The sequence below is a fragment of the Pseudomonas kielensis genome (genome assembly GCF_030505375.1).
In the GTDB taxonomy this organism is placed as follows: domain Bacteria; phylum Pseudomonadota; class Gammaproteobacteria; order Pseudomonadales; family Pseudomonadaceae; genus Aquipseudomonas; species Aquipseudomonas kielensis.
Window position 1 is genome coordinate 5,720,863 of sequence record NZ_CP130043.1, and the last position, 19,382, is coordinate 5,740,244.

A 19,382-nucleotide genomic window follows, 5' to 3' on the forward strand; every position below is an offset into this window, starting at 1 on the left:
CCCGCAGGGCTGCCCCAGGTCAACCCCGCGATTTAAGGCTGACCACTCCCCACAGCAACGCGTGCGGTGAAGATCGTGGTTTCGATGTTCCGAGAAACCAAGGCATCGAAGATGTGCGTGTGATCGCCCTTGATCCGGCTGACGGACATGAACAGGGTTTTACCGTCCTCTCCTCCCAGGGTACAGGCCACCATTTTGTCGTAGCCCGGCACATGAATGCGGTCAGTGACATTCCCTTCACTGTCGATACGCACGAACTGCCCGGCGTACAGGACACTCAGCCAAATCCCCCCTTCTGCGTCGATGGCAATGCCGTCCAGGCAACCGTTTTTGTGAGCACGGTCCTGTTCGCTGGCAAAGATTTTGGTCATGTCCAGGAGGACACGCCGGTTCACCAACTGGCCATCGACAATGTCTACCGTCGAGAGTTGCTCAAGGAAGGTCTCGGCAAACACCAGTCGCTTCTTGTCCGGCGTAATCACGATGCCGTTCGGGAAGTGACAGTCCTCAAGCCCTACCGAGATGGAGCGATCGGGCTCGACGATCACGATACGGCCGGGTTTCAGCGCCTCGCCTTCAAAGACCCTGGCGCCAACGTCGTCGACATAGATGCGACCGTTGTCATCGACCACCATGTCACCGATGTAACCGGTAAACAGGCTAGAGAGGTCTGCATACAACTCAAGGTTATTGCCCACGGGCGCGTCGGGCAGATAGCGGTACAGTTTGTTCTCGTGCATCGAGCTGAGAATGAGGTCGCCGTTGGGCAGGAAACCCATGCCATTGGGCTTGTGCGGCTGCTCGGCAATGACCGTCTTGTTGCCCGCCGCATCGATGCTGTAGACCTTCTGCCCGATCATGTCGGAGATGTACAACTTACCCGCGCGCCAGCGCGTGCCTTCCCCGTAGAACAGACCACCGGTCAACTCTTGTAATGCGTATTCTTTTTGTTGTGAGGACATTGTGCATACCACCTTTGTTGTTAGAGATTGTTTTCAGGTTCACCGTGCAGGCACACGGCGTATTTGATGCACGCAACGTTGTGCGCTGAAACGAGCCGACGCTCATCAGGTGTCCGACCTGATGCACGCCGGTATCCATGCGACCAATGCGCAAGACTGCCGCCGGGCCCCACAGAAACTCAGGGACGCGCGTCGCCACGCCCGACTGCAACGCGAGTCGTGAAAATCGTGGCTTCGATGTCCCGAGCAACCAAGGCCTCGAAGAGGTTCTTGTGAGTGCCCTTGATCTGGCTGGCGGAGATGAACAGGGTTTTACCGTCCTCCCCACCCAGGGTGCAGGCCACCACTTTGTGGCCCGGAATATGAACGCGGTCAGTGACATTGCCTTCAGTGTCGACACGCACGCACTGTTCGGCGTGCAGGACACACAACCAAAGCCCGCCCTCGGCATCGACCGTCAGGCCTTCCACGCAACCCCGCTTGAAAGCACGATCTTCTTCACTGGCAAAGACGGTGGTCATGTCCAGGAAGATGCGACGGTTGACCAACTGGCCATCGACGATGTCCACCGTTGAGAGTTGCTCAAGGAAGGTCTCGGCAAACACCAGTCGTTTTTTGTCCGGCGTGATCGCGATGCCGTTCGGGAAGTGGCAGTTTTCGAGCCCCACCTTGCAGGTACCGTCGGGTTCAACAACCCCAATACGACCCGGTTTCAGGCCCTCGCCTTCAAAGATTCGGGCGCCGACGTCGTTGACGTAGATGCGTCCGTTGTCATCGATCAGCATGTCACCGATGTAACCGCTAAACAGGCCGCAAAGGTCTGCGTACAACTCAAGGTTATCGCCCACCGGCGCGTGCGGTCGGTAGCGGTAGAGCTTGTTTTCGAGCATCGAACTGAGAATAAGATCGCCGTTGGGCAGGAACCCCAAGCCGTTGGGCTTGTTCGGCTGCAGGGCAATGACCGTCTTGTGACCCGCCGCATCAATGCTGTAGACCTTCTCCCCGATCATGTCAGAGACGTACAACTTACCCGCCTGCCAGCGGGTACTTTTACCGTGGCACAAGCCACTGGCCAGCTTCTGCACTGTGTATTCTTTTTGTTGTGAGAACATTGCGCACACCACCTTTGCATAACGGCTAAGCATTGCGATGCCTTTTTGAGAGGCACTCAATTAGTTCAAGGCAAAGGTAGATTACAATTTGAGACCATGTCAATTGCTGACGAAAAATTCTTTTCTTCGTCAAAACGGACCTGCTTTCCGACGCTCTGTGAGGGAGCGCAACCGCCCCAGGTCCGGGCCTAGGGCAATGAAAGCGGCGTGGACGACTACTCACAGGCCGTTGATAGCCGCGTTTGAGGTTCAGAAACCGTCAGCAGGTGATATTCTGAGGCGGTATCAATTACGTGCAAGGAAGTTCGGATGTCAGATGAAACCAAACCGGCTGTGGCAGAAAAGACCGCGCCGACAAAGAAAGTCGGTCGCCGCCCCAAGAGCAGCCAAGACGTATCTCGGGCCGCCATGGTGGAGTGTGCAGTCAATATTGCCCGCACCGAATCCCTCGCCGAAGTGAGCATGGTCAGAATCGGTAAGGAACTGGGGGTGGCCGCAGGCATGGTCCACTACCACCTGGGGAGCCGCGACGAGTTGATAAGCTCCGTCATCAATGCGGCTTTCAAAGAGCGCCTGGAACGGCTGCCCACACCCACCGGCCGGTGGCGCACGGACCTTGAACAGTTCGCGCAATCTTCCCTCGACACACTGGAACGCTGGCCGGGGCTGGCGACCTACATCCTCACCGAAAACAAGTTCCGGCTCTTCCAGCGCATACAGCCTGGGGAAGTTGATTATGGCCTGGCTTATTTCGACCACATAGGCCGGATCCTCAAGGCAACGGGCCATTCAGGTCCCATTGGCGCAATGATTTATCATCTCTTGCTGTTGTTTGTGACGGTCATTGCTGCTGAAAAAGAAAACCGCCAGGCACCACACACTCACCGCGACTTCATCAGTGGTTACTTCAAGAAGTTCGACCAGGACAGCTTTCCAGGTGCCGCTTATCTCGCAGCACCCTTCTCCGCGCTTGACAGCGCAACGGCTTACGACGCGGGCATCGAGATCCTGCTGGATGGTTTTGAAAAATGGATAGGACTCGCGACCAAGGCCGACAGCTAGCTTCGTCAACATGAGCACGATCAATCACCGCTCGACCCTATTTGGTCACCACCTGGAAAAGGTCGTAGACCACGCGCGCTTTCGGGCAGCCGTGGTGGATTTCCAGATCAAACACGGTGTTCATATCCATCGCCACCGTTTTGATTTGAGCGCTCCTTCTGGTCCCAGCTCTTTAAAGAACGGCCTGACAGCCGCCCTGCTGCGGCCTTCGCCGATCAACAACACTCGTCGGCTGTCGGCGTCCAGCACGACGCTGGCGTAGCGATGACCTTCAAACAAGGCAAACTCGTCCATGACCAAGCGGCGCGGTTGCGCCTTTCAGACTCGTGAGATAGTAAGGATTGGACGCACTATTTCAAGCGCCTGGACCGAGAGCGGCACGATGTTGGGCGCTATATTTACGATCTGCGTACCTGGCTTCCGCATAGCTAATTGGAGTGCTTCACGACCTGCGCTGGCATGATCCATAACCGCTGCTGCAGATCCAACGGGTCGTGGGTCGCCAAGCGTAGCTCACCCGTGCTGACCCCGGTCAGCAGCAATCGAATGCCAAGGCGTGTTTGGTTCGCTCCACCATAGTTTCGCAGAGCTGTCATTAACGCAGGGAGTGCGACAACATCGAGATCTGAAGCCGGATTTTGTTCCAACCCCTCGCTCTTCACCAGCGCATAGCGGAACAATTGATTGAACTACGTCCGCACTTTTCAGCTGTCAGTAATGCCTTGCGTTGTTCGATTCTACTTAACAAATCCAGCAGACCTGCGGAACTCCAGCCACTGATCGAACACGACCTCGAAGGTATGCTCCGTCGCCAAACGAACAGCACGGCACTGCTGTTTCCGACGCTCATGGGGATTGATGCCTTGGGCAACGAAGGCACGCGCTTCATCACGACGGGTATGCGCTTCTTTAAGGCTAATTGGCGGGTAACAACCAAAGGACATGCGCTTCTGCTTGCCCGTCCAGTAGTAACGGAATAGCCAGATCTTTCCACCGCGGGCCGTCACATTGAGCGTGAGGCCGTCACTGTCACCAAGCGTGTAGTCAATACCAGTGATTCGGGCGTGCCGAATTGCCATTTCTCAGAGTGCCATGGCGAGCTCCTGAACAGAGTCAGGGCCATATCCTCATCTCGCTATACAATCTGCTCCAGCAATAAACCGATTCAGTGCGCATCAGAATCCTGGACTCAATCCTGGACTTAAACTCACCGGATAGTGCTGGATTTTATTGATTCCCGCAGGAACGAAAAAAGGACCCGAAGGTCCTGATTTCAATCACTTGCAGAATTAAACAGAACTCTGAAGTGCAATATTTGGAGCGGGAAACGAGACTCGAACTCGCGACCCCGACCTTGGCAAGGTCGTGCTCTACCAACTGAGCTATTCCCGCGTCTTGGTGTGGCGTATTCTATAGCAATTCGATTACGCGTCAACCCTTTGATTCAAAAAGTTTTATTTTTTCTGCACGTCGGTTTTCAGGTGCGGCCAGGCGGCGCGCAGGTATTGCACCATGGACCACAGGGTCAGGCCCGCCGAGACCAGCAGCAAGGCATAGCCCACCAGCACCCAGAAGCTGAAGTCCGACGGGTTGGCCAGCAGGATCACCAACGCGAGCATTTGCGCGGCGGTTTTCCATTTGCCCAGGTTCGACACGGCTACCTGAGCCCGTGCGCCCAGTTCGGCCATCCACTCCCTGAGGGCAGAGATGACAATCTCGCGGCCGATGATCACGGCTGCCGGCAAGGTCAGCCACAGGTTGGCGTGTTCCTGGACCAGCAGCACCAGGGCCACAGCGACCATCAGCTTGTCTGCCACCGGATCGAGAAACGCCCCGAACGGGGTGCTCTGCTCCAGCCGGCGGGCCAGGTAACCGTCCAGCCAGTCCGTCGCCGCAGCGAACGCAAAGACCGAACTGGCAGCCATGTAGCTCCAGTGATACGGCATGTAGAACAGCAGAATAAAGATCGGGATAAGCAGAACGCGTAGTACGGTGATCAGATTAGGGATATTCATCGGCACAACTGGCTACGAGGTGAGGGGGCATTCTACTCGCTGTGCAGGTTTGCATAAATCAACTCTGCGAGCTTTTTACTGATCCCCGGTGCTTTGGCGATCTCTTCGATGCTTGCACGAGACAGCTCCTGCAATCCACCAAAATGTTTCAACAGGTCCCGACGCCGGGTCGGCCCTACCCCGGCAACCCCTTCCAGGGTTGAGGTGCGGCGGGTTTTACCACGTCGCGCACGGTGCCCGGTAATCGCAAAACGGTGGGCCTCGTCACGGATCTGCTGGATCAGGTGCAACGCCGGGGAGTCGCCGCGCAGGGTGAACTCATGGGCTGCATCATTCAGGTAAAGGGTTTCGAAGCCCGCCTTGCGGGTCGCGCCCTTGGCCACGCCCAGCAGAATCAGGTCGGGCACCGCCAGTTCATTGAGCACGTCACGGGCCATCGACAACTGACCCTTGCCGCCGTCCACCAGCAGGATGTCCGGCAGTTTGCCCTCGCCGTCCTTGAGTTTGCTGAAGCGCCGGGTCAGCGCCTGGTGCATCGCCGCGTAGTCATCGCCGGGGGTGACCCCTTCGATGTTGTAGCGCCGGTAGTCGGATTTCAACGGCCCTTCCGGGCCAAACACCACGCAGGACGCCACGGTCGCTTCGCCGCTGGAGTGACTGATGTCATAGCACTCCAGGCGCTGGGGCGGTTCATCCAGATTCAGGACTTCAGCCAGGGCGTCAAAACGCGCGGCAACGTGCTGACGGTTGACCAGGCGCGCGCCCAGCGCCTGCTCGGCGTTAGTCACCGCCAATTGTTGCCAGCGCGCGCGGGTGCCACGGACCCTGTGACTGATGGTCAGCTCGCGACCGCGCAGCTCATGAATGGCTTCGATAAGCGCGGGGAAGTCCTCGTGGACCACATTGACGATCAGCTCGCTCGGCAAGTCGCGCTCAGGACTGCTGATGAAATACTGTCCGAGAAACGCCGCCATGACCTCGGCAACGTCCTCTTCAATACCCACCTGCGGGAAAAAGTTCTTGCTGCCCAGCACTCGCCCGCCACGCACACTGATCAAGTGCACACAGGCACCACCCGGGTTGATGAACGCCGCGACCACATCGACGTCGCCCGTACCGCCCTCCATGCTCTGCTGGTCCTGGACCCGGCGCAGCAGGGATATCTGATCGCGCAGTTCGGCGGCGCGTTCGAAATCGAGGGTGCTGGCGGCCTGCTCCATGCCCGCCGACAGCTCGTCGGTCAGGGCATTGCTGCGCCCCTCGAGGAACATCACCGAGTGCCGCACATCCTCGGCGTACACCTCAGGCTCCACCAGGCCGACACAGGGTGCCTTGCAGCGCTTGATCTGGTATTGCAGGCACGGCCGGGTGCGGTTCTTGTAGTAACTGTCTTCACACTGGCGAACGAAAAAGGTCTTTTGCAGCAGGCTGAGGCTTTCGCGAATCGCCCCGGCGCTGGGATAAGGACCAAAATACTTGCCCTTGGCCTTTTTTGCCCCGCGATGAATGCTCAGGCGCGGAAACTGGCCGTCGGAAAGAAACACGTAGGGGTAGGACTTATCGTCGCGCAGCAGGATGTTGTAGGGCGGGCGCCACTCCTTGATCAGCGTCTGCTCCAGCAGCAGCGCCTCGGTCTCGTTGGCGGTGATAGTGGTCTCGACCTGGGCGATACGGCCCACCAGCGCCGCCGTCTTGGGCGCCAGGCCGGTCTTGCGAAAGTAACTGGCCAGGCGTTTTTTCAGGTTCTTGGCTTTGCCCACGTAGAGCAGGCGCGCATCGCTGTCGAACATCCGATACACACCGGGGCGCCCACTGCAGGTGGCGAGAAAGGCACTTGGATCAAAGGCTTGAGTCATTGTCAGAGGCTGGCATCGACCATGCCGTGACGCACCGCCAACAGGGTCAACTCGACGTCACTGCTGATCGAAAGCTTCTCGAAAATCCGATAGCGATAGGTGTTCACGGTCTTGGGTGACAGGCAGAGCTTGTCGGAAATGATCTGCACCTTCTGGCAGCCGACAATCATCAGGGCGATCTGGATCTCGCGCTCCGAAAGGGCATCGAACGGCGAATCGTTGCTCGGCTGGAACGACTTGATTGCCAGTTGCTGGGCAATTTGCGGGCTGATGTAGCGCTGGCCGGCAAACACCAGGCGAATCGCCTGGACCATTTCGTTGAGGCCGGCGCCCTTGGTCAGGTAGCCCGCCGCGCCCGCTTGGAGCAGCCGCGTCGGGAATGGGTCTTCCTCGCACACGGTGACGGCTACGACCTTGATGTCCGGATGGCTGCGCAACAACTTGCGCGTGGCTTCCAGGCCGCCGATGCCGGGCATCTTGACGTCCATCAGCACCACATCGGGTTTCAGTTCGCGCGCCTTGAGCAGGGATTCCTCTCCCGACTCGGCCTGGCCGACCACTTGCAGGCCATCGATGTCAGCCAGCATTCGTGTAATACCTGTACGAACGAGATCATGGTCATCGACTACTAGCACCCTAATCAAGCAGACACCCCGCGATATGGTCTTGTTGGTTGCCCGCCACCTTAGCAAAAAGCATCCGGCAGACCTAGCAGAACCCAAGATTTAAAATGGTTTCAATACATCTTGCAGCGCTTGTACTACGCGCCTTACAGACCTTTCAGCGCGGACACGGGCGCTGCATTCGCAAGAAGCAATCATCCTGCCCGACAATCTGCAATCCCATGCGCAGGTACAGGGCTTGCGCCGGGTTGTCGGTGAACACCGTCAGGCGCAGGGCCGGACGCCGCTCCTGGCAGGCCAGGGCAAAAACCTGATCGATCGTCCAACTGCCGATGCCCTGCCCCCGTGCGGCCTCGCTCACGTGCAGTTCGCGAATGTACAGGGCATTGGCGTCGCGACTCAGGCTGATGAAGCCGAGTACCGCCGCGTCCCGGCAAATCAACCAGTTTTCCCGCCCGGCCCAGGCCACATCGAATGCCTCGTCGAGCCATAACAAGTCGTGGCGCAGGTAATAGGTGAGCATGCCGCGTCGGGTCAGTGTCCGGGCGAACGGCAAATCCTGCGCGGTGGCCAGGCGCAGTGCCAATCCGGGCTCAGACATGCTTCACCGGCACCACGTCACCGCGCCAGTGCGCCGCCTGGCGACGGGCGATCACCAGCGCATCGCCCACCCCGGGGGCGGCGGCGAGCAGCCTGCCGTCCGCCGCCCAGATCGCACTGCGTCCCGCCGACTCCCAGCCGCCGGTCGCGCCACCATGGTTGGCCATCAGCACCAGCATCCCGTGTTCGCGCGCGTAACCTTGCAGCAAGGCGCTGTCGGCGGCATAGCCGCCTTCGGTGATCAACACCCCGGCAGCATAGATACCCGCCCCCACTTCAGCCGCCGCAGCGGCATGGCTGGCGTGGCAAAAATCGGCACAGACCGCCAGCGCGAGGGTGTCGTCACCCAGGGTCAAGGGAGCGCCCCCTGCCCCAGGAGCGAACGCCACTTCTTCGCCGGGGTGCAGGTGCTGCTTGCTGTATACGGCCAGTGATCCATCGGCCGCCAGTACCAGCGCGCCGATCAACACCGGGGAATCGTCCGACAGGCGAATTGGCATACCAACGACAGCCGTCACGCCGACTTCCCGCGTCAGGTCCCGCAATGGCTGCAACAGCGCGGCATCCGGGGCAATCGCCAGTTGCGCCGCCAGGCCACGCTCATAACCGCTCAGGGATAGCTCGGGAAACACCAGCACCTGCACGCCCTGCTCCGCCGCAGCCATGATGAAACGCTGGTGACGGGCGATATTGGCGTGCACATCGCCGGCAATAGAGATCGATTGAGCCGCTGCAACAGTCAGTGTGGTCATCCCGGCTTTCCTTGATGAGGGTGCGGACGCAATCGCCGAGTCTGGCATAAAGCGCGTCACGACTTAAGCCATAGCGAGCAACCTTCACCCCGATAGCATTTTCTGATTGAAACTGCGTCCCGGCCTCTAGTAAGCTCGGCGCATTCATCGGAGACAGAACAGCATGTTGCCTACCCCTTCCCAGCCTTGCACCCCTAGCGCCCTGCGCTCGGTCGCGGCTGCGCGGGCGAACGACACCTGTGCTCCGGCAAACTTTTATTTTGGGTATTGGTTTAGCCACTGGCGCGCCTGATACCTGCACGGCGGCCACTACTCAAGGGGTCGCCTGCCAGAGAATTCTCAACCCCCGGTCGGCTCCCCGACCGGGGGTTTTGTTTTTTCAGGCCCCACACTTTTTAGCCACATCACTGACTTCAAGGAATTACGACATGAACTACGCCACTTATTACCGTCACGACAGTTTTACCGCCTGGCGATTTACCAGCCTCCGCTCGGGACAGCCTGCCGCCTCCGATCGGTCACCCACAGGTGGCAAGCGCACACACTCAGCCAACACGGCCAACTGTCGAACACCCCAGTAGGGCCGAGCGCGCGGGCACGAACCCGCCGCCAGCCCAAGGAAGCCTGAATATGAACTCCCGCGTATCCGCTCTGCCGCTGTCTACCCACACCTCCGCCAATGAAGCACTGACCCAGCGTCTGCCCAGCTCATTGCAGCTCAAGCAACAACTGCCCCTGAGCCTCGCCCTGAGCCAACAGGTCGCCGCCCATCGCCAAGCCATCCGCGCCATCCTCGAAGGTGAAGACTCGCGCCTGCTGGTCGTCGTCGGCCCCTGCTCGATCCACGACCCGCAATCGGCTCTCGAGTACGCCGGCAAACTCGCCCGACTGGCCCACGAAGTCAGCGACAAGATGCTCCTGGTGATGCGTGCCTACGTCGAAAAACCGCGCACCACAGTGGGCTGGAAAGGCCTGGCCTACGACCCGCACCTGGACGGCAGCGACGACATGGTCGGCGGTCTGAACCTGTCCCGGGACTTGATGCGCGAGATGCTGCGCCTCGGCCTGCCGGTTGCCACCGAGTTGCTGCAACCCATGGCCGCCAGCTACTTCGACGACCTGCTCAGTTGGGTGGCCATCGGTGCACGTACCACCGAATCGCAGATCCACCGGGAAATGGCCAGCGGCCTGGGCATGCCGGTCGGTTTCAAGAACGGCACCGACGGCGGCGTGGGCGTGGCCACCGACGCCATGCGCTCGGCCGCCCACCCGCACCGCCACTTTGGCGTCGACAGCCAGGGCCATCCGGCGATCATCCAGACCCCGGGCAACCCGGACACCCACCTGGTGTTGCGCGGCGGCCATCGCGGCCCCAACTACGACCAGCACCACGTGGCCCGGATCGAGGACGACCTGCAGCGGCTGAACATCGCGTCGCGGATCATGGTCGATTGCAGCCATGCCAACAGCGGCAAGGACCCATTGCGCCAGCCGGCGGTGTTCAACGACGTGCTGGAACAACGCCTGAATGGCAATCGCGCGCTGATCGGCATGATGCTTGAGAGCCACCTGTTCGAAGGGTGCCAGGCGCTGGGGCCGACCCTGCGCTACGGGGTGTCGGTGACTGACGGTTGCCTGGGCTGGGAGGCAACCGAACAACTGCTGCGCCAGGCCAGCCGCAAACTGCGCAACACCTGAAGCCCCCTGGCGTTTGACTGAATACGCCGTTGCGCCGGTCTGGCGCGCAACGGCCAGGTTCACCACCGATTCCTCCTGCCACTTCTATTCCGCCTTCAACAACGGACAGCGTCTTTTTCGCACATCGCCCCGGCGTGGCCTGCATTAGAGTGAGAACGCGACACAATTCCCGACCTCACGGAATACAGGCACGCTTATGCAAAGGAATGCAAGCACCCAATACCCGATCATGCTGGTCCACGGCCTCTTCGGTTTCGACAGTATCGGCAATCTCGATCTCTTCCACGGCGTCAAGCAGGCCCTGCGCAACGCCGGCGCCCACGTGTTCATCCCCTACCTCTCCGCCACCCACAGCAACGAACTGCGTGGCCAGCAATTGCTGGCTCAGGTCGAACTGGTCCGGGCGGGAACCGGCGCCGCCAAGGTCAACCTGATCGGCCATAGCCAAGGCGCCCTGGCGGCGCGTTATGCCGCGGCAGTGGCCCCCCAGCATGTGGCCTCGGTGAGCTCGGTCAGCGGGCCGAACCATGGCTCCGAGCTGGCTGACTGCCTGCGCCAGGCCCTGACTCCCGGGCACCTGCCGGAACAGGTCGCGGCGGCGGTCTCGACGCTGTTTGTCGAGTTCCTCAGGTTCATCAGCGGCAGTCCAAAAATCCCCCAGAACGCCATCGCCGCCCTCAATGCCCTGACCACCGAGGGCGTCGCCGCCTTCAATCACAAATACCCGCAAGGCTTGCCCGACACCTGGGGCGGCAACGGCGAAGAACAGGTCAACGGCGTTCGTTACTACTCCTGGAGTGGCATCCTGCAAGGTCGACTGCTGGACGAGGGCCCTAATGCCCTCGATCCACTGCACCTGTTCTGCCGCAACTTCTCGCGCTTTTTCATCCGTGAGGCCAAGCAGAACGATGGCATGGTCGGGCGCTTCAGTTCGCACCTGGGCACGGTCCTGCGCTCCGACTATCCGCTGGATCACATGGACAGCATCAACCAGACCACGGGCCTGGTACGCCCGGGCATCGATCCTGTGGCCCTGTACCTGGAGCACGCCGAGCGCCTGAAGCAGGCCGGCATCTGAATCGTGGGGCGGTGCCGAATTTTCGACCGACGGCGCTTTGACGCAGGACCAGGCAGCAGAATGACGAGAAATAGCCCTCTGAATCCGGTAGGCTCAGCACTTTATTGAACATTGAATGGAGATTCTTCCCATGGCCAAAGCCACTGCCCGTCACATCCTGGTTGCCAGCGAAGCCAAGTGCAACGAACTGAAAGCCCAGATCGAAGGCGGCGCTGATTTCGCCGAAGTTGCCAAAGCCAACTCCACCTGCCCGTCCAGCCGTCAAGGCGGCGACCTGGGTTCGTTCGGTCCTGGTCAGATGGTCAAGGAATTCGACACCGTGGTCTTCAGCGCGCCAGTCAACACCGTACAAGGCCCGGTCAAGACCCAGTTCGGCTACCACCTGCTGGAAGTGACCAGCCGTCAGGACTGATCCACCGCCAATTGCCTGAACAACGGCCCGCCTTCTGGTGGGCCGTTGTGTTTGTGCCGAACGTTTTTGGCTGGCCAGGCCTGCGCCGCTAGCGTACAAATCGAACCATCGATCACCCGGCTCTTAAGGCTGACAATGCGACTGGCTTTCTCCTTATTGATCTCCACGGTCCTGGCCCTGCTGCTGAGCGCGACCACCGTGAACGCAGCCCCCCAGCACGCCCTCACCGTCTACGGCGAACCGGCCAAGTACCCTGCCGGCTTCAGCCACTTTGCCTATGCCAACCCGCAAGCCCCCAAGGGCGGCAGCATGCGTCGTTCGGCCATTGAAATCGGGCGCTTTGACCACGTCTCGCCCTACATCGACAAAGGCATTGGCGTCAGCCAGCTCGATGGCATGGTGTATTCGCCCCTGGCCCAACGCTCGCTGGACGAGCCCTACACGGTCTACGGGCTGGTGGCGGAAAAAATGGAGCGCGCCGAGGACGGTCTGTGGTTGCGCTTCTACCTCAATCCCAAAGCCCGCTTTGCCGACGGCAGCGCCATCACCGCCGAGGACGTGCACTACACCTTCGACCTGCTGATGACCCAGGGCAGCCTGCGCTATCGCACCCAGTTCGCCGACGTCAAAGGGGTCGAGGTCGAGTCGCCCCGGACCATTCGCTTCGACTTCAAGCACAACCAGAATCGCACCCTGGCCTTGGATATCGCGACCTTGCCGGTGTTCCCCGAGCACTGGTGGAAAACCCGCGACTTCGCCAACGGTGGCGGCTACGAGGCGCCCCTGGGCAGCGGGCCGTACCGGGTCAGCAAGGTCGACTCCGGGCGCAGCATCACCTTCGAGCGCAACCCCGACTGGTGGGGCAAGGACTTGCCCGTCAGCCGCGGCCTGTACAACTTCGACCGCTTCAGCATCGAGTACTTTGGCGACACCGACGTGGCGCGCCAGGTCCTGCGTGGCGGTGCCTACGACTACAACCGCGAGTTCTCCGCCACCGGTTTTTCCATCGGCTACGACGGCCCGGCCCTGAACGACGGCCGCCTGCAGAAAGCCCATCTGGCCAAGCAGGCTCCACAACCGTCCCAGGGGTTTGTGTTCAACCTGCAGAACCCGATCTTCAAGGACCGCCGCGTGCGCCAGGCCCTGGCCATGCTCTGGGATTTCGAGTGGAGCAACCGGCAGATGATGCGTGACCTGTACATCCGCCAACAGAGCTTCTTCTCCAACACCGAACTGGCCGCGCGCCAACTGCCGGATGCCGCTGAACTGGCGATTCTCGAGCCCCTGCGCGGGCAGATTCCCGACGAGGTCTTCACCCAGGTCTTCGAAGCGCCGAAAACCGATGGCAGCGGCTTGATTCGCGACAAGCAACTGCAAGCCCTGGACCTGCTGGAACAGGCCGGCTGGAAACCCGACGGCGACCAACTGGTCAATGCCCAGGGGGAGCCGCTGGCGTTCACGTTCCTGATCAGCCAGAACGGCATGGATCGCCTGTTACTCCCCTATAAACGCACCCTGGCGCAGATCGGCATCCGCCTCAATATCCGCCTGATCGACTCCTCGCAGTACGTCAATCGGCTGATGAGCCGCGACTACGACATGATCGTCACCGGCTACCCGGTCAGCACCTCGCCGGGCGGTGAGCTGTTCAACTATTTCGGCTCGGCCGCGGCCAACGATCCCGGCGCCAACAACTACATGGCCTTGCAGAACCCCGCCGTCGACCGCCTGCTCGACGGCCTGGTCAAGGCCACCACCCAGGCCGACATGCTGCGCCATGCCCACGCCCTGGACCGGGTCCTGCAATGGAACTACTACTGGATTCCCAACTACTACCCGCCGGGCAGCTCCACGGTGTGGTGGAACCGCTTTGGCATGCCGGCGGTACCGGCCAGCAATGACGAAGCCATCGAGAGCTGGTGGCAAGTGAGCACCACGCCCCTGACCAATGAACAGATGGCCGCCGAACGCATCAAGCGTGGCCAGCCCGGAGGACCGCGCTGATGCTGGCTTATGTCTTGCGCCGCTTGTTGCTGATCATCCCGACCCTGGTGATCATCCTGCTGGTCAATTTCGTGATCGTCCAGGCCGCGCCCGGGGGCCCGGTGGAACAGGCCATCGCGCATTTGCAGGGGATTGGCGGGGGTGGCAGCCTCGGCGCGTCCGGCGACGGCCTGAGCCACGGCTCGCGCGCCAGTCGCGGCCTCGATCCACAGCTGATCAAGGACATCGAAAAGCAGTACGGTTTCGACAAGCCGGCCCATGAGCGCCTGTGGCTGATGCTCAAGAGCTACGCCCAACTGGATTTCGGCAAGAGCTTCTTTCGCGGGGCCACGGTCACCGAGCTGATCCTGGAAAAAATGCCGGTGACCATTTCCCTCGGGCTCTGGGCCACCCTGATCACCTACCTGGTATCGATCCCGCTGGGCATCCGCAAGGCTGTGCACCACGGCAGCCAGTTCGACATCTGGAGCAGCACCGCGATCATCATCGGCTACGCCATGCCGGCCTTTCTGTTCGCCATGTTCCTGATCGTGATCTTCGCCGGCGGCACCTCGCTCAACTGGTTTCCGGTGCGCGGCCTGGTCTCGGAAAACTTCGAACAGTTGTCGACCCTGGGTAAAATCGCCGACTACTTCTGGCACCTGGTGCTGCCGGTGACAGCGCTGGTGGTCGGCGGTTTCGCGACCCTGACCATCCTCACCAAAAACTCCTTCCTCAACGAAATCACCCGCCAGTACGTGGTCACCGCCCGTGCCAAGGGCTTGAGCGAGCGCCGGGTGCTGTACGGCCACGTGTTCCGCAACGCCATGCTGCTGGTGGTGTCGGGGATTCCCCAGGCGTTCATCAGCGTGTTCTTCGCCGGCTCACTGCTGATCGAGGTGATCTTCTCCCTCGATGGCCTGGGGCGCATGAGCTATGAAGCCGCGGTGTCCCGGGACTATCCGGTGGTGTTCGGCTCGTTGTTCATCTTCACCCTGTTCGGCCTGCTGATAAAACTGATTGGCGACCTGTGCTACACCCTGGTCGACCCGCGCATCGACTTTGCCGCGAGGAACGCCTGATGCTCAATCTGTCGCCCCTCGCGCGCCGACGCTTCGAGCGCTTCAAGAAAAACCGCCGTGGCTGGTGGTCACTGTGGCTGTTCATCGGTCTGTTCCTGCTGACCCTGGGCGGTGAGCTGATCGCCAACGACAAACCGCTGGTCCTCAGCTACCAGAACAGCCTGTATTTCCCGGCGTTCAAGCGGTACACCGAGCAGGAATTCGGCGGTCAACTGCCATTCCAGGCCGACTACCGCAGCGACTATGTGCAGAAGCTGATCCACAAGGACGGCGGCTGGATGCTGTTCCCGCCGATTCCGTTCAGCGATGACACGCCCAACTACGACCTCAACCAACCCGCACCGAGCCCACCCTCGAAGGTCAACTGGTTGGGCACCGACGACCAGGCCCGGGATGTGCTGGCACGGGTGATCTTCGGCGCCCGGGTGTCGATCCTGTTCGCCCTGGCGCTGACCGTCATCAGCGCGTTGATCGGCATCGCCGCCGGCGCCCTGCAGGGTTACTACGGTGGCTGGGTCGACCTGCTGGGCCAGCGCTTGCTGGAAGTCTGGTCGGGGTTGCCGGTGCTGTACCTGCTGATCATCCTGTCTGGCTTCGTCGAACCGAATTTCTGGTGGCTGCTGGGGATCATGGCGCTGTTTTCCTGGCTGGCCCTGGTGGACGTGGTGCGCGCCGAATTCCTGCGCGGACGCAACCTGGAATACGTCAAGGCCGCCCGGGCCCTGGGCCTGAACGACCGCAAGGTGATCGTGCGGCACATCCTGCCCAACGCCATGAACGCAACCCTGAGCTACCTGCCGTTCATTCTCACCGGCGCCATCTCGACCCTGACCGCCCTGGACTTCCTCGGTTTTGGCATGCCGGCCGGTAGTGCGTCGCTGGGCGAACTGATCGGCCAGGGCAAACAGAACCTGCAAGCGCCGTGGCTCGGGCTGACGGCGTTTTTCACCCTGGCACTGATTCTGTCGCTGCTGGTATTTATCGGCGAAGCCTTGCGCGACGCGTTTGATCCACGATCTTGATCCACGATCTTGATCCACGATCTTGATCCGCGATCTTGATCCAAGGTCTTGAGGGCACTATTGCCATGAGCGACAACCTGATCGAAATCCGTAACCTCAACGTGGCCTTCAACGGCCAGGTGGCGGTGCGCGACCTGTGCCTGGACATCCGTGCCGGCGAGTGCCTGGCGCTGGTCGGTGAATCCGGCTCGGGCAAGTCAGTGACCGCCCACTCGATCCTGCAACTGCTGCCCGAGTGTGGCACTCAGTCCTCGGGCAGCATTCGCTACCGTGGCCAGCAGTTGCTCGGTGCCGAGGCCAGCACCTTGCGCGCCCTGCGCGGCAACCGCATCGCGATGATCTTCCAGGAGCCGATGACCTCCCTCAACCCCCTGCACAGCATCGAAAAACAGATCGGCGAAACCCTGCTGGTGCACAAAGGCCTGGGCGGCAAGGCCGCGCAACTGCGGATACTGGAACTGCTCGAACTGGTGGGCATTGCCAACCCCAGGGAGCGTCTCAAGGCCTACCCGCACCAACTCTCCGGCGGCCAGCGGCAACGGGTGATGATTGCCATGGCACTGGCCTGCGAGCCGGAACTGCTGATCGCCGACGAACCCACCACCGCCCTGGACGTGACGGTGCAACGCAAGATCCTGCTGCTGCTCAAGTCACTGCAACAACGCCTGGGCATGTCGCTGCTGCTGATCAGCCACGACCTCAACCTGGTGCGCAGCATCGCCCAGCGCGTCTGCGTGATGCGCGGCGGCGAGATCGTCGAACAGGCCGCCTGTGAAACCCTGTTCACCGCACCGCAGCACCCTTATAGCTGCGAGCTGCTCAACGCCGAGCCGGAAGGTGAAGCCCTGCCCCGGGATGAACGCGAAGCCGTGCTGGAAGTCACCGACCTGAGCGTGCGTTTCCCCCTCGGCGGTGGGTTGTTCCAGCGCAAGACCTGGCTGCACGCCGTGGACGGCATCAGCCTGAGCATTCAACGGGGCAAGACCCTGGGCATCGTCGGTGAGTCCGGCTCGGGCAAGTCGACCCTCGGCCAGGCGATCCTGCGCCTGCTGGACTCCGCGGGCAGCATCCGCTTCCAGGGCGAGGCGCTGGACGGTCTCAACCAGAAGCAACTGCGGCCCTGGCGCAAACAGATGCAGGTGGTGTTCCAGGACCCCTTTGGCAGCCTGAGTCCGCGGATGTCCGTGGCGCAAATCATCAGCGAGGGCCTGGAGGTCCACAGCCAGTGCACCGCCCAGGAGTGCGAAGCCCAGGTGATCCAGGTGCTCAAGGAAGTCGGCCTGGACCCACAGAGCCGCCATCGTTACCCCCACGAGTTTTCCGGTGGCCAGCGCCAACGCATCGCCATCGCCCGCGCCCTGGTGCTCAAGCCGGCGCTGATCCTGCTCGACGAACCGACCTCGGCGCTGGACCGCACCGTGCAAAAACAGGTGGTCGCCCTGCTCCGCCAGCTCCAGGAAAAACACGGCCTGACCTACCTGTTCATCAGCCACGACCTGTCGGTGGTCCGCGCCCTGGCCCACGACATGATCGTGATCAAGGACGGCAAGGTGGTCGAACGCGGCGCCAGCCATGATGTGTTCGACGCACCGCAACATCCCTACACCAGAGAACTGTTGGCCGCCGCCCATCCGGGGTGGGCATGATTGCGCGCCTGCCGCCGGACCGTATTGCCCCCATCACCCACCCTTCGGAAATGAACCGATGAACACCGGCGAAAACCTCAAGGACTACCAACGCGTACGCACGCTGGCGATCCGCTCCTTGTTCGAGATCATCGAGCAATCGAGCGAAGGCACGGTGATTGTCGACCGCGATGCCAATATCGTCTGGATGAACGAGCGTTATGCCCGGCGCTTTGGCCTGGAGTCGGCCGCCGTGGCCATCGGCAAGGCCTGCGAAAGCGTGATCCCCGGCAGCCTGTTGCGCGAGGTGGTGCGCAGCGGCCGGCCGATCCTGCTGGACATGCAGGACACCTCCAAGGAACCGCTGGTGGTGATGCGCCTGCCGATCCACGACGATGCCGGGGCCGTGATCGGCGCCATCGGCTTTGCCCTGTTCGATGAACTGCGCAGCCTGTCGCCGATGCTCAAGCGCTACCTGAGCATGCAGGAGGAACTGGCCTCCACCCGCTCCTTGCTGCGGGCCCGCCAGGCCAAGTACACCTTTGCTCACTTCATCGGCACCAGCACCGCCAGCCTGGAGGTCAAACGCCGTGCCCGACGCAGCGCCAGCACCGACTCGCCGGTGTTGCTGCTGGGGGAAACCGGTACCGGCAAGGAACTGTTGGCCCAGGCCATTCACAGCGCCTCGCCCCGGGCACACAAAGCCTTTGTCAGCATCAACAGCGCGGCGATCCCCGAAGCGCTGCTGGAAGCCGAGTTCTTCGGCACCGCCCCCGGCGCCTTCACCGGTGCCGATCGCAAGGGGCGCGCCGGCAAGCTGCAAATCGCCCAGGGCGGCACCCTGTTTCTCGATGAGATCGGCGACATGCCCCTGCCGCTGCAAAGCAAGTTACTGCGGGTCCTGCAGGAAAAGGAATTCGAGCCAGTGGGCTCCAATGAAATGATCCAGAGTGACGTGCGCGTCATCGCCGCGACCTCCACCGACCTTGAGGCGGCGATCAAGCGCGGCGAGTTTCGCGCCGACCTGTATTACCGCCTCAACGTCCTGCCGATCCAGGTGCCACCCCTGCGCGAGCGCCTCGACGACCTGCCCGCCTTGAGCGAAGCGATTCTCGAAGAACTGCGCAGCCAGCACGAACTCGACCCGCCAGCCCTGGAACTGCTGGGCCAGCACGCCTGGCCGGGCAACATCCGCGAACTGCGCAACGTGCTGGAGCGGGCCGCCTTGCTCAGCGACGACCTGATCCTCGACGCCGGCGAAATTCGCGCAGCCATCGGCAGCCTGGTGCCCGTGCAACGCGCGGCAGCAGTGCCGACAGAGCCGCTGGCGAACGAAACCTTCAGCGCCGCCCGTGAGCGTTTCGACCGGCAGTTGATCCAGAGCACCCTGGCCCAGTGCGCCGGCAAAGTGCCGGAAGCCGCGGTCAGGCTGGGGTTGGGCCGCTCGACCTTATACAAGAAAATGGCGGCGCTGGGGATTGCCGAGTCTCCTTATTGAGA

16 protein-coding genes, 1 tRNA gene and 2 pseudogenes are annotated in these 19,382 nt (G+C 61.4%); 9 read left to right on the top strand and 10 right to left on the bottom strand.

Going from position 1 to position 19,382, the window contains the following annotated elements; genetic code table 11:
• Nucleotides 1-32 precede the first annotated feature (32 nt).
• A complete protein-coding gene (locus tag Q1W70_RS26515) occupies nucleotides 33-962 on the bottom strand; it encodes an SMP-30/gluconolactonase/LRE family protein (RefSeq protein ID WP_182344328.1) in 930 nt (309 codons plus the stop codon).
• 179 nt (nucleotides 963-1,141) lie between these two features.
• Nucleotides 1,142-2,074 carry an SMP-30/gluconolactonase/LRE family protein gene (locus Q1W70_RS26520; RefSeq protein ID WP_166589493.1) on the bottom strand — a complete coding sequence of 311 codons (933 nt, stop codon included), beginning with the start codon at nucleotides 2,072-2,074 and terminating at the stop codon, nucleotides 1,142-1,144.
• Between the two features lie 309 nt (nucleotides 2,075-2,383).
• Here Q1W70_RS26520 and Q1W70_RS26525 point away from each other — a divergent pair, with 309 nt between their 5' ends.
• Nucleotides 2,384-3,136 (top strand): TetR/AcrR family transcriptional regulator, encoded by a 753-nt coding sequence (locus tag Q1W70_RS26525; protein WP_166589494.1) that lies wholly within the window; start codon nucleotides 2,384-2,386, stop codon nucleotides 3,134-3,136.
• 40 nt (nucleotides 3,137-3,176) lie between these two features.
• Here the strand turns inward: Q1W70_RS26525 and Q1W70_RS26530 are convergent.
• From Q1W70_RS26530 to Q1W70_RS26565, 8 genes and pseudogenes are all read right to left on the bottom strand, one after another.
• Nucleotides 3,177-3,442 (bottom strand): annotated as a pseudogene (locus Q1W70_RS26530) (transposase); the annotation flags it as partial.
• 30 nt (nucleotides 3,443-3,472) lie between these two features.
• Nucleotides 3,473-4,215, bottom strand: a pseudogene (locus tag Q1W70_RS26535) (tyrosine-type recombinase/integrase); the annotation flags it as partial.
• A 237-nt stretch (nucleotides 4,216-4,452) separates the two neighbouring features.
• Nucleotides 4,453-4,528 (bottom strand) — tRNA-Gly (locus Q1W70_RS26540).
• Nucleotides 4,529-4,590: 62 nt separating this feature from the next.
• Nucleotides 4,591-5,151 carry a CDP-diacylglycerol--glycerol-3-phosphate 3-phosphatidyltransferase gene (pgsA, locus tag Q1W70_RS26545; RefSeq protein ID WP_095170389.1) on the bottom strand — a complete coding sequence of 187 codons (561 nt, stop codon included), beginning with the start codon at nucleotides 5,149-5,151 and terminating at the stop codon, nucleotides 4,591-4,593.
• Nucleotides 5,152-5,183: 32 nt separating this feature from the next.
• Nucleotides 5,184-7,007 carry an excinuclease ABC subunit UvrC gene (gene uvrC / locus Q1W70_RS26550; protein WP_302098409.1) on the bottom strand — a complete coding sequence of 608 codons (1,824 nt, stop codon included), beginning with the start codon at nucleotides 7,005-7,007 and terminating at the stop codon, nucleotides 5,184-5,186.
• A gap of 2 nt (nucleotides 7,008-7,009) precedes the next feature.
• Nucleotides 7,010-7,651, bottom strand: a complete 642-nt coding sequence (gene gacA, locus Q1W70_RS26555) for a response regulator transcription factor GacA (RefSeq protein WP_071555134.1) — start codon at nucleotides 7,649-7,651, stop codon at nucleotides 7,010-7,012.
• 136 nt (nucleotides 7,652-7,787) lie between these two features.
• Entirely contained in the window at nucleotides 7,788-8,231 is a 444-nt protein-coding gene (locus tag Q1W70_RS26560; protein WP_185818671.1) for a GNAT family N-acetyltransferase, read from the bottom strand.
• Nucleotides 8,224-8,982 (bottom strand): carbon-nitrogen hydrolase family protein, encoded by a 759-nt coding sequence (locus tag Q1W70_RS26565; protein ID WP_302098413.1) that lies wholly within the window; start codon nucleotides 8,980-8,982, stop codon nucleotides 8,224-8,226. Before Q1W70_RS26565 ends, Q1W70_RS26560 begins: the two co-directional genes overlap by 8 nt.
• Nucleotides 8,983-9,612: 630 nt before the next feature.
• Between Q1W70_RS26565 and Q1W70_RS26570 the strand changes: the two genes are divergently transcribed.
• The 8 genes from Q1W70_RS26570 to Q1W70_RS26605 all read left to right on the top strand — a co-directional run bounded on the left by Q1W70_RS26570 (nucleotide 9,613) and on the right by Q1W70_RS26605 (nucleotide 19,380).
• Nucleotides 9,613-10,680, top strand: a complete 1,068-nt coding sequence (locus Q1W70_RS26570; RefSeq protein ID WP_182344322.1) for a 3-deoxy-7-phosphoheptulonate synthase — start codon at nucleotides 9,613-9,615, stop codon at nucleotides 10,678-10,680.
• A gap of 196 nt (nucleotides 10,681-10,876) precedes the next feature.
• On the top strand, nucleotides 10,877-11,758 hold the full coding sequence (locus tag Q1W70_RS26575; protein WP_302098415.1) for an esterase/lipase family protein: 882 nt from the start codon (nucleotides 10,877-10,879) through the stop codon (nucleotides 11,756-11,758).
• Between the two features lie 130 nt (nucleotides 11,759-11,888).
• On the top strand, nucleotides 11,889-12,170 hold the full coding sequence (locus tag Q1W70_RS26580) for a peptidylprolyl isomerase (protein ID WP_008369704.1): 282 nt from the start codon (nucleotides 11,889-11,891) through the stop codon (nucleotides 12,168-12,170).
• A gap of 135 nt (nucleotides 12,171-12,305) precedes the next feature.
• Nucleotides 12,306-14,174, top strand: coding sequence for an extracellular solute-binding protein (locus Q1W70_RS26585; RefSeq protein ID WP_302098416.1), 1,869 nt, complete (start codon nucleotides 12,306-12,308; stop codon nucleotides 14,172-14,174).
• Entirely contained in the window at nucleotides 14,174-15,235 is a 1,062-nt protein-coding gene (locus Q1W70_RS26590) for a microcin C ABC transporter permease YejB (RefSeq protein WP_182344318.1), read from the top strand. Before Q1W70_RS26585 ends, Q1W70_RS26590 begins: the two co-directional genes overlap by 1 nt.
• Nucleotides 15,235-16,257: an ABC transporter permease gene (locus Q1W70_RS26595; RefSeq protein ID WP_166589501.1), complete on the top strand. Its 1,023-nt coding sequence runs from the start codon at nucleotides 15,235-15,237 to the stop codon at nucleotides 16,255-16,257. The genes Q1W70_RS26590 and Q1W70_RS26595 overlap by 1 nt, the downstream gene beginning before the upstream one ends.
• Nucleotides 16,258-16,322: 65 nt before the next feature.
• The gene (locus Q1W70_RS26600; RefSeq protein ID WP_166589502.1) at nucleotides 16,323-17,903 is read left to right on the top strand and encodes an ABC transporter ATP-binding protein; all 1,581 of its coding nucleotides are present in this window, start codon (nucleotides 16,323-16,325) and stop codon (nucleotides 17,901-17,903) included.
• Nucleotides 17,904-17,961: 58 nt separating this feature from the next.
• Nucleotides 17,962-19,380: a sigma-54 interaction domain-containing protein gene (locus tag Q1W70_RS26605; protein ID WP_166589503.1), complete on the top strand. Its 1,419-nt coding sequence runs from the start codon at nucleotides 17,962-17,964 to the stop codon at nucleotides 19,378-19,380.
• Nucleotides 19,381-19,382 lie beyond the last annotated feature (2 nt).

Excerpts from the sequence above, each read along its gene's own strand:
- Q1W70_RS26515 (WP_182344328.1), bottom strand. The coding sequence starts at position 962 with ATGTCCTCACAACAAAAAGAATACGCATTACAAGAGTTGACCGGTGGT.
- Q1W70_RS26520 (WP_166589493.1), bottom strand. The coding sequence starts at position 2,074 with ATGTTCTCACAACAAAAAGAATACACAGTGCAGAAGCTGGCCAGTGGC.
- Q1W70_RS26525 (WP_166589494.1), top strand. The coding sequence starts at position 2,384 with ATGTCAGATGAAACCAAACCGGCTGTGGCAGAAAAGACCGCGCCGACA.
- pgsA (WP_095170389.1), bottom strand. The coding sequence starts at position 5,151 with ATGAATATCCCTAATCTGATCACCGTACTACGCGTTCTGCTTATCCCG.
- uvrC (WP_302098409.1), bottom strand. The coding sequence starts at position 7,007 with ATGACTCAAGCCTTTGATCCAAGTGCCTTTCTCGCCACCTGCAGTGGG.
- Q1W70_RS26560 (WP_185818671.1), bottom strand. The coding sequence starts at position 8,231 with ATGTCTGAGCCCGGATTGGCACTGCGCCTGGCCACCGCGCAGGATTTG.
- Q1W70_RS26565 (WP_302098413.1), bottom strand. The coding sequence starts at position 8,982 with ATGACCACACTGACTGTTGCAGCGGCTCAATCGATCTCTATTGCCGGC.
- Q1W70_RS26570 (WP_182344322.1), top strand. The coding sequence starts at position 9,613 with ATGAACTCCCGCGTATCCGCTCTGCCGCTGTCTACCCACACCTCCGCC.
- Q1W70_RS26575 (WP_302098415.1), top strand. The coding sequence starts at position 10,877 with ATGCAAAGGAATGCAAGCACCCAATACCCGATCATGCTGGTCCACGGC.
- Q1W70_RS26580 (WP_008369704.1), top strand. The coding sequence starts at position 11,889 with ATGGCCAAAGCCACTGCCCGTCACATCCTGGTTGCCAGCGAAGCCAAG.
- Q1W70_RS26585 (WP_302098416.1), top strand. The coding sequence starts at position 12,306 with ATGCGACTGGCTTTCTCCTTATTGATCTCCACGGTCCTGGCCCTGCTG.
- Q1W70_RS26590 (WP_182344318.1), top strand. The coding sequence starts at position 14,174 with ATGCTGGCTTATGTCTTGCGCCGCTTGTTGCTGATCATCCCGACCCTG.
- Q1W70_RS26595 (WP_166589501.1), top strand. The coding sequence starts at position 15,235 with ATGCTCAATCTGTCGCCCCTCGCGCGCCGACGCTTCGAGCGCTTCAAG.
- Q1W70_RS26600 (WP_166589502.1), top strand. The coding sequence starts at position 16,323 with ATGAGCGACAACCTGATCGAAATCCGTAACCTCAACGTGGCCTTCAAC.
- Q1W70_RS26605 (WP_166589503.1), top strand. The coding sequence starts at position 17,962 with ATGAACACCGGCGAAAACCTCAAGGACTACCAACGCGTACGCACGCTG.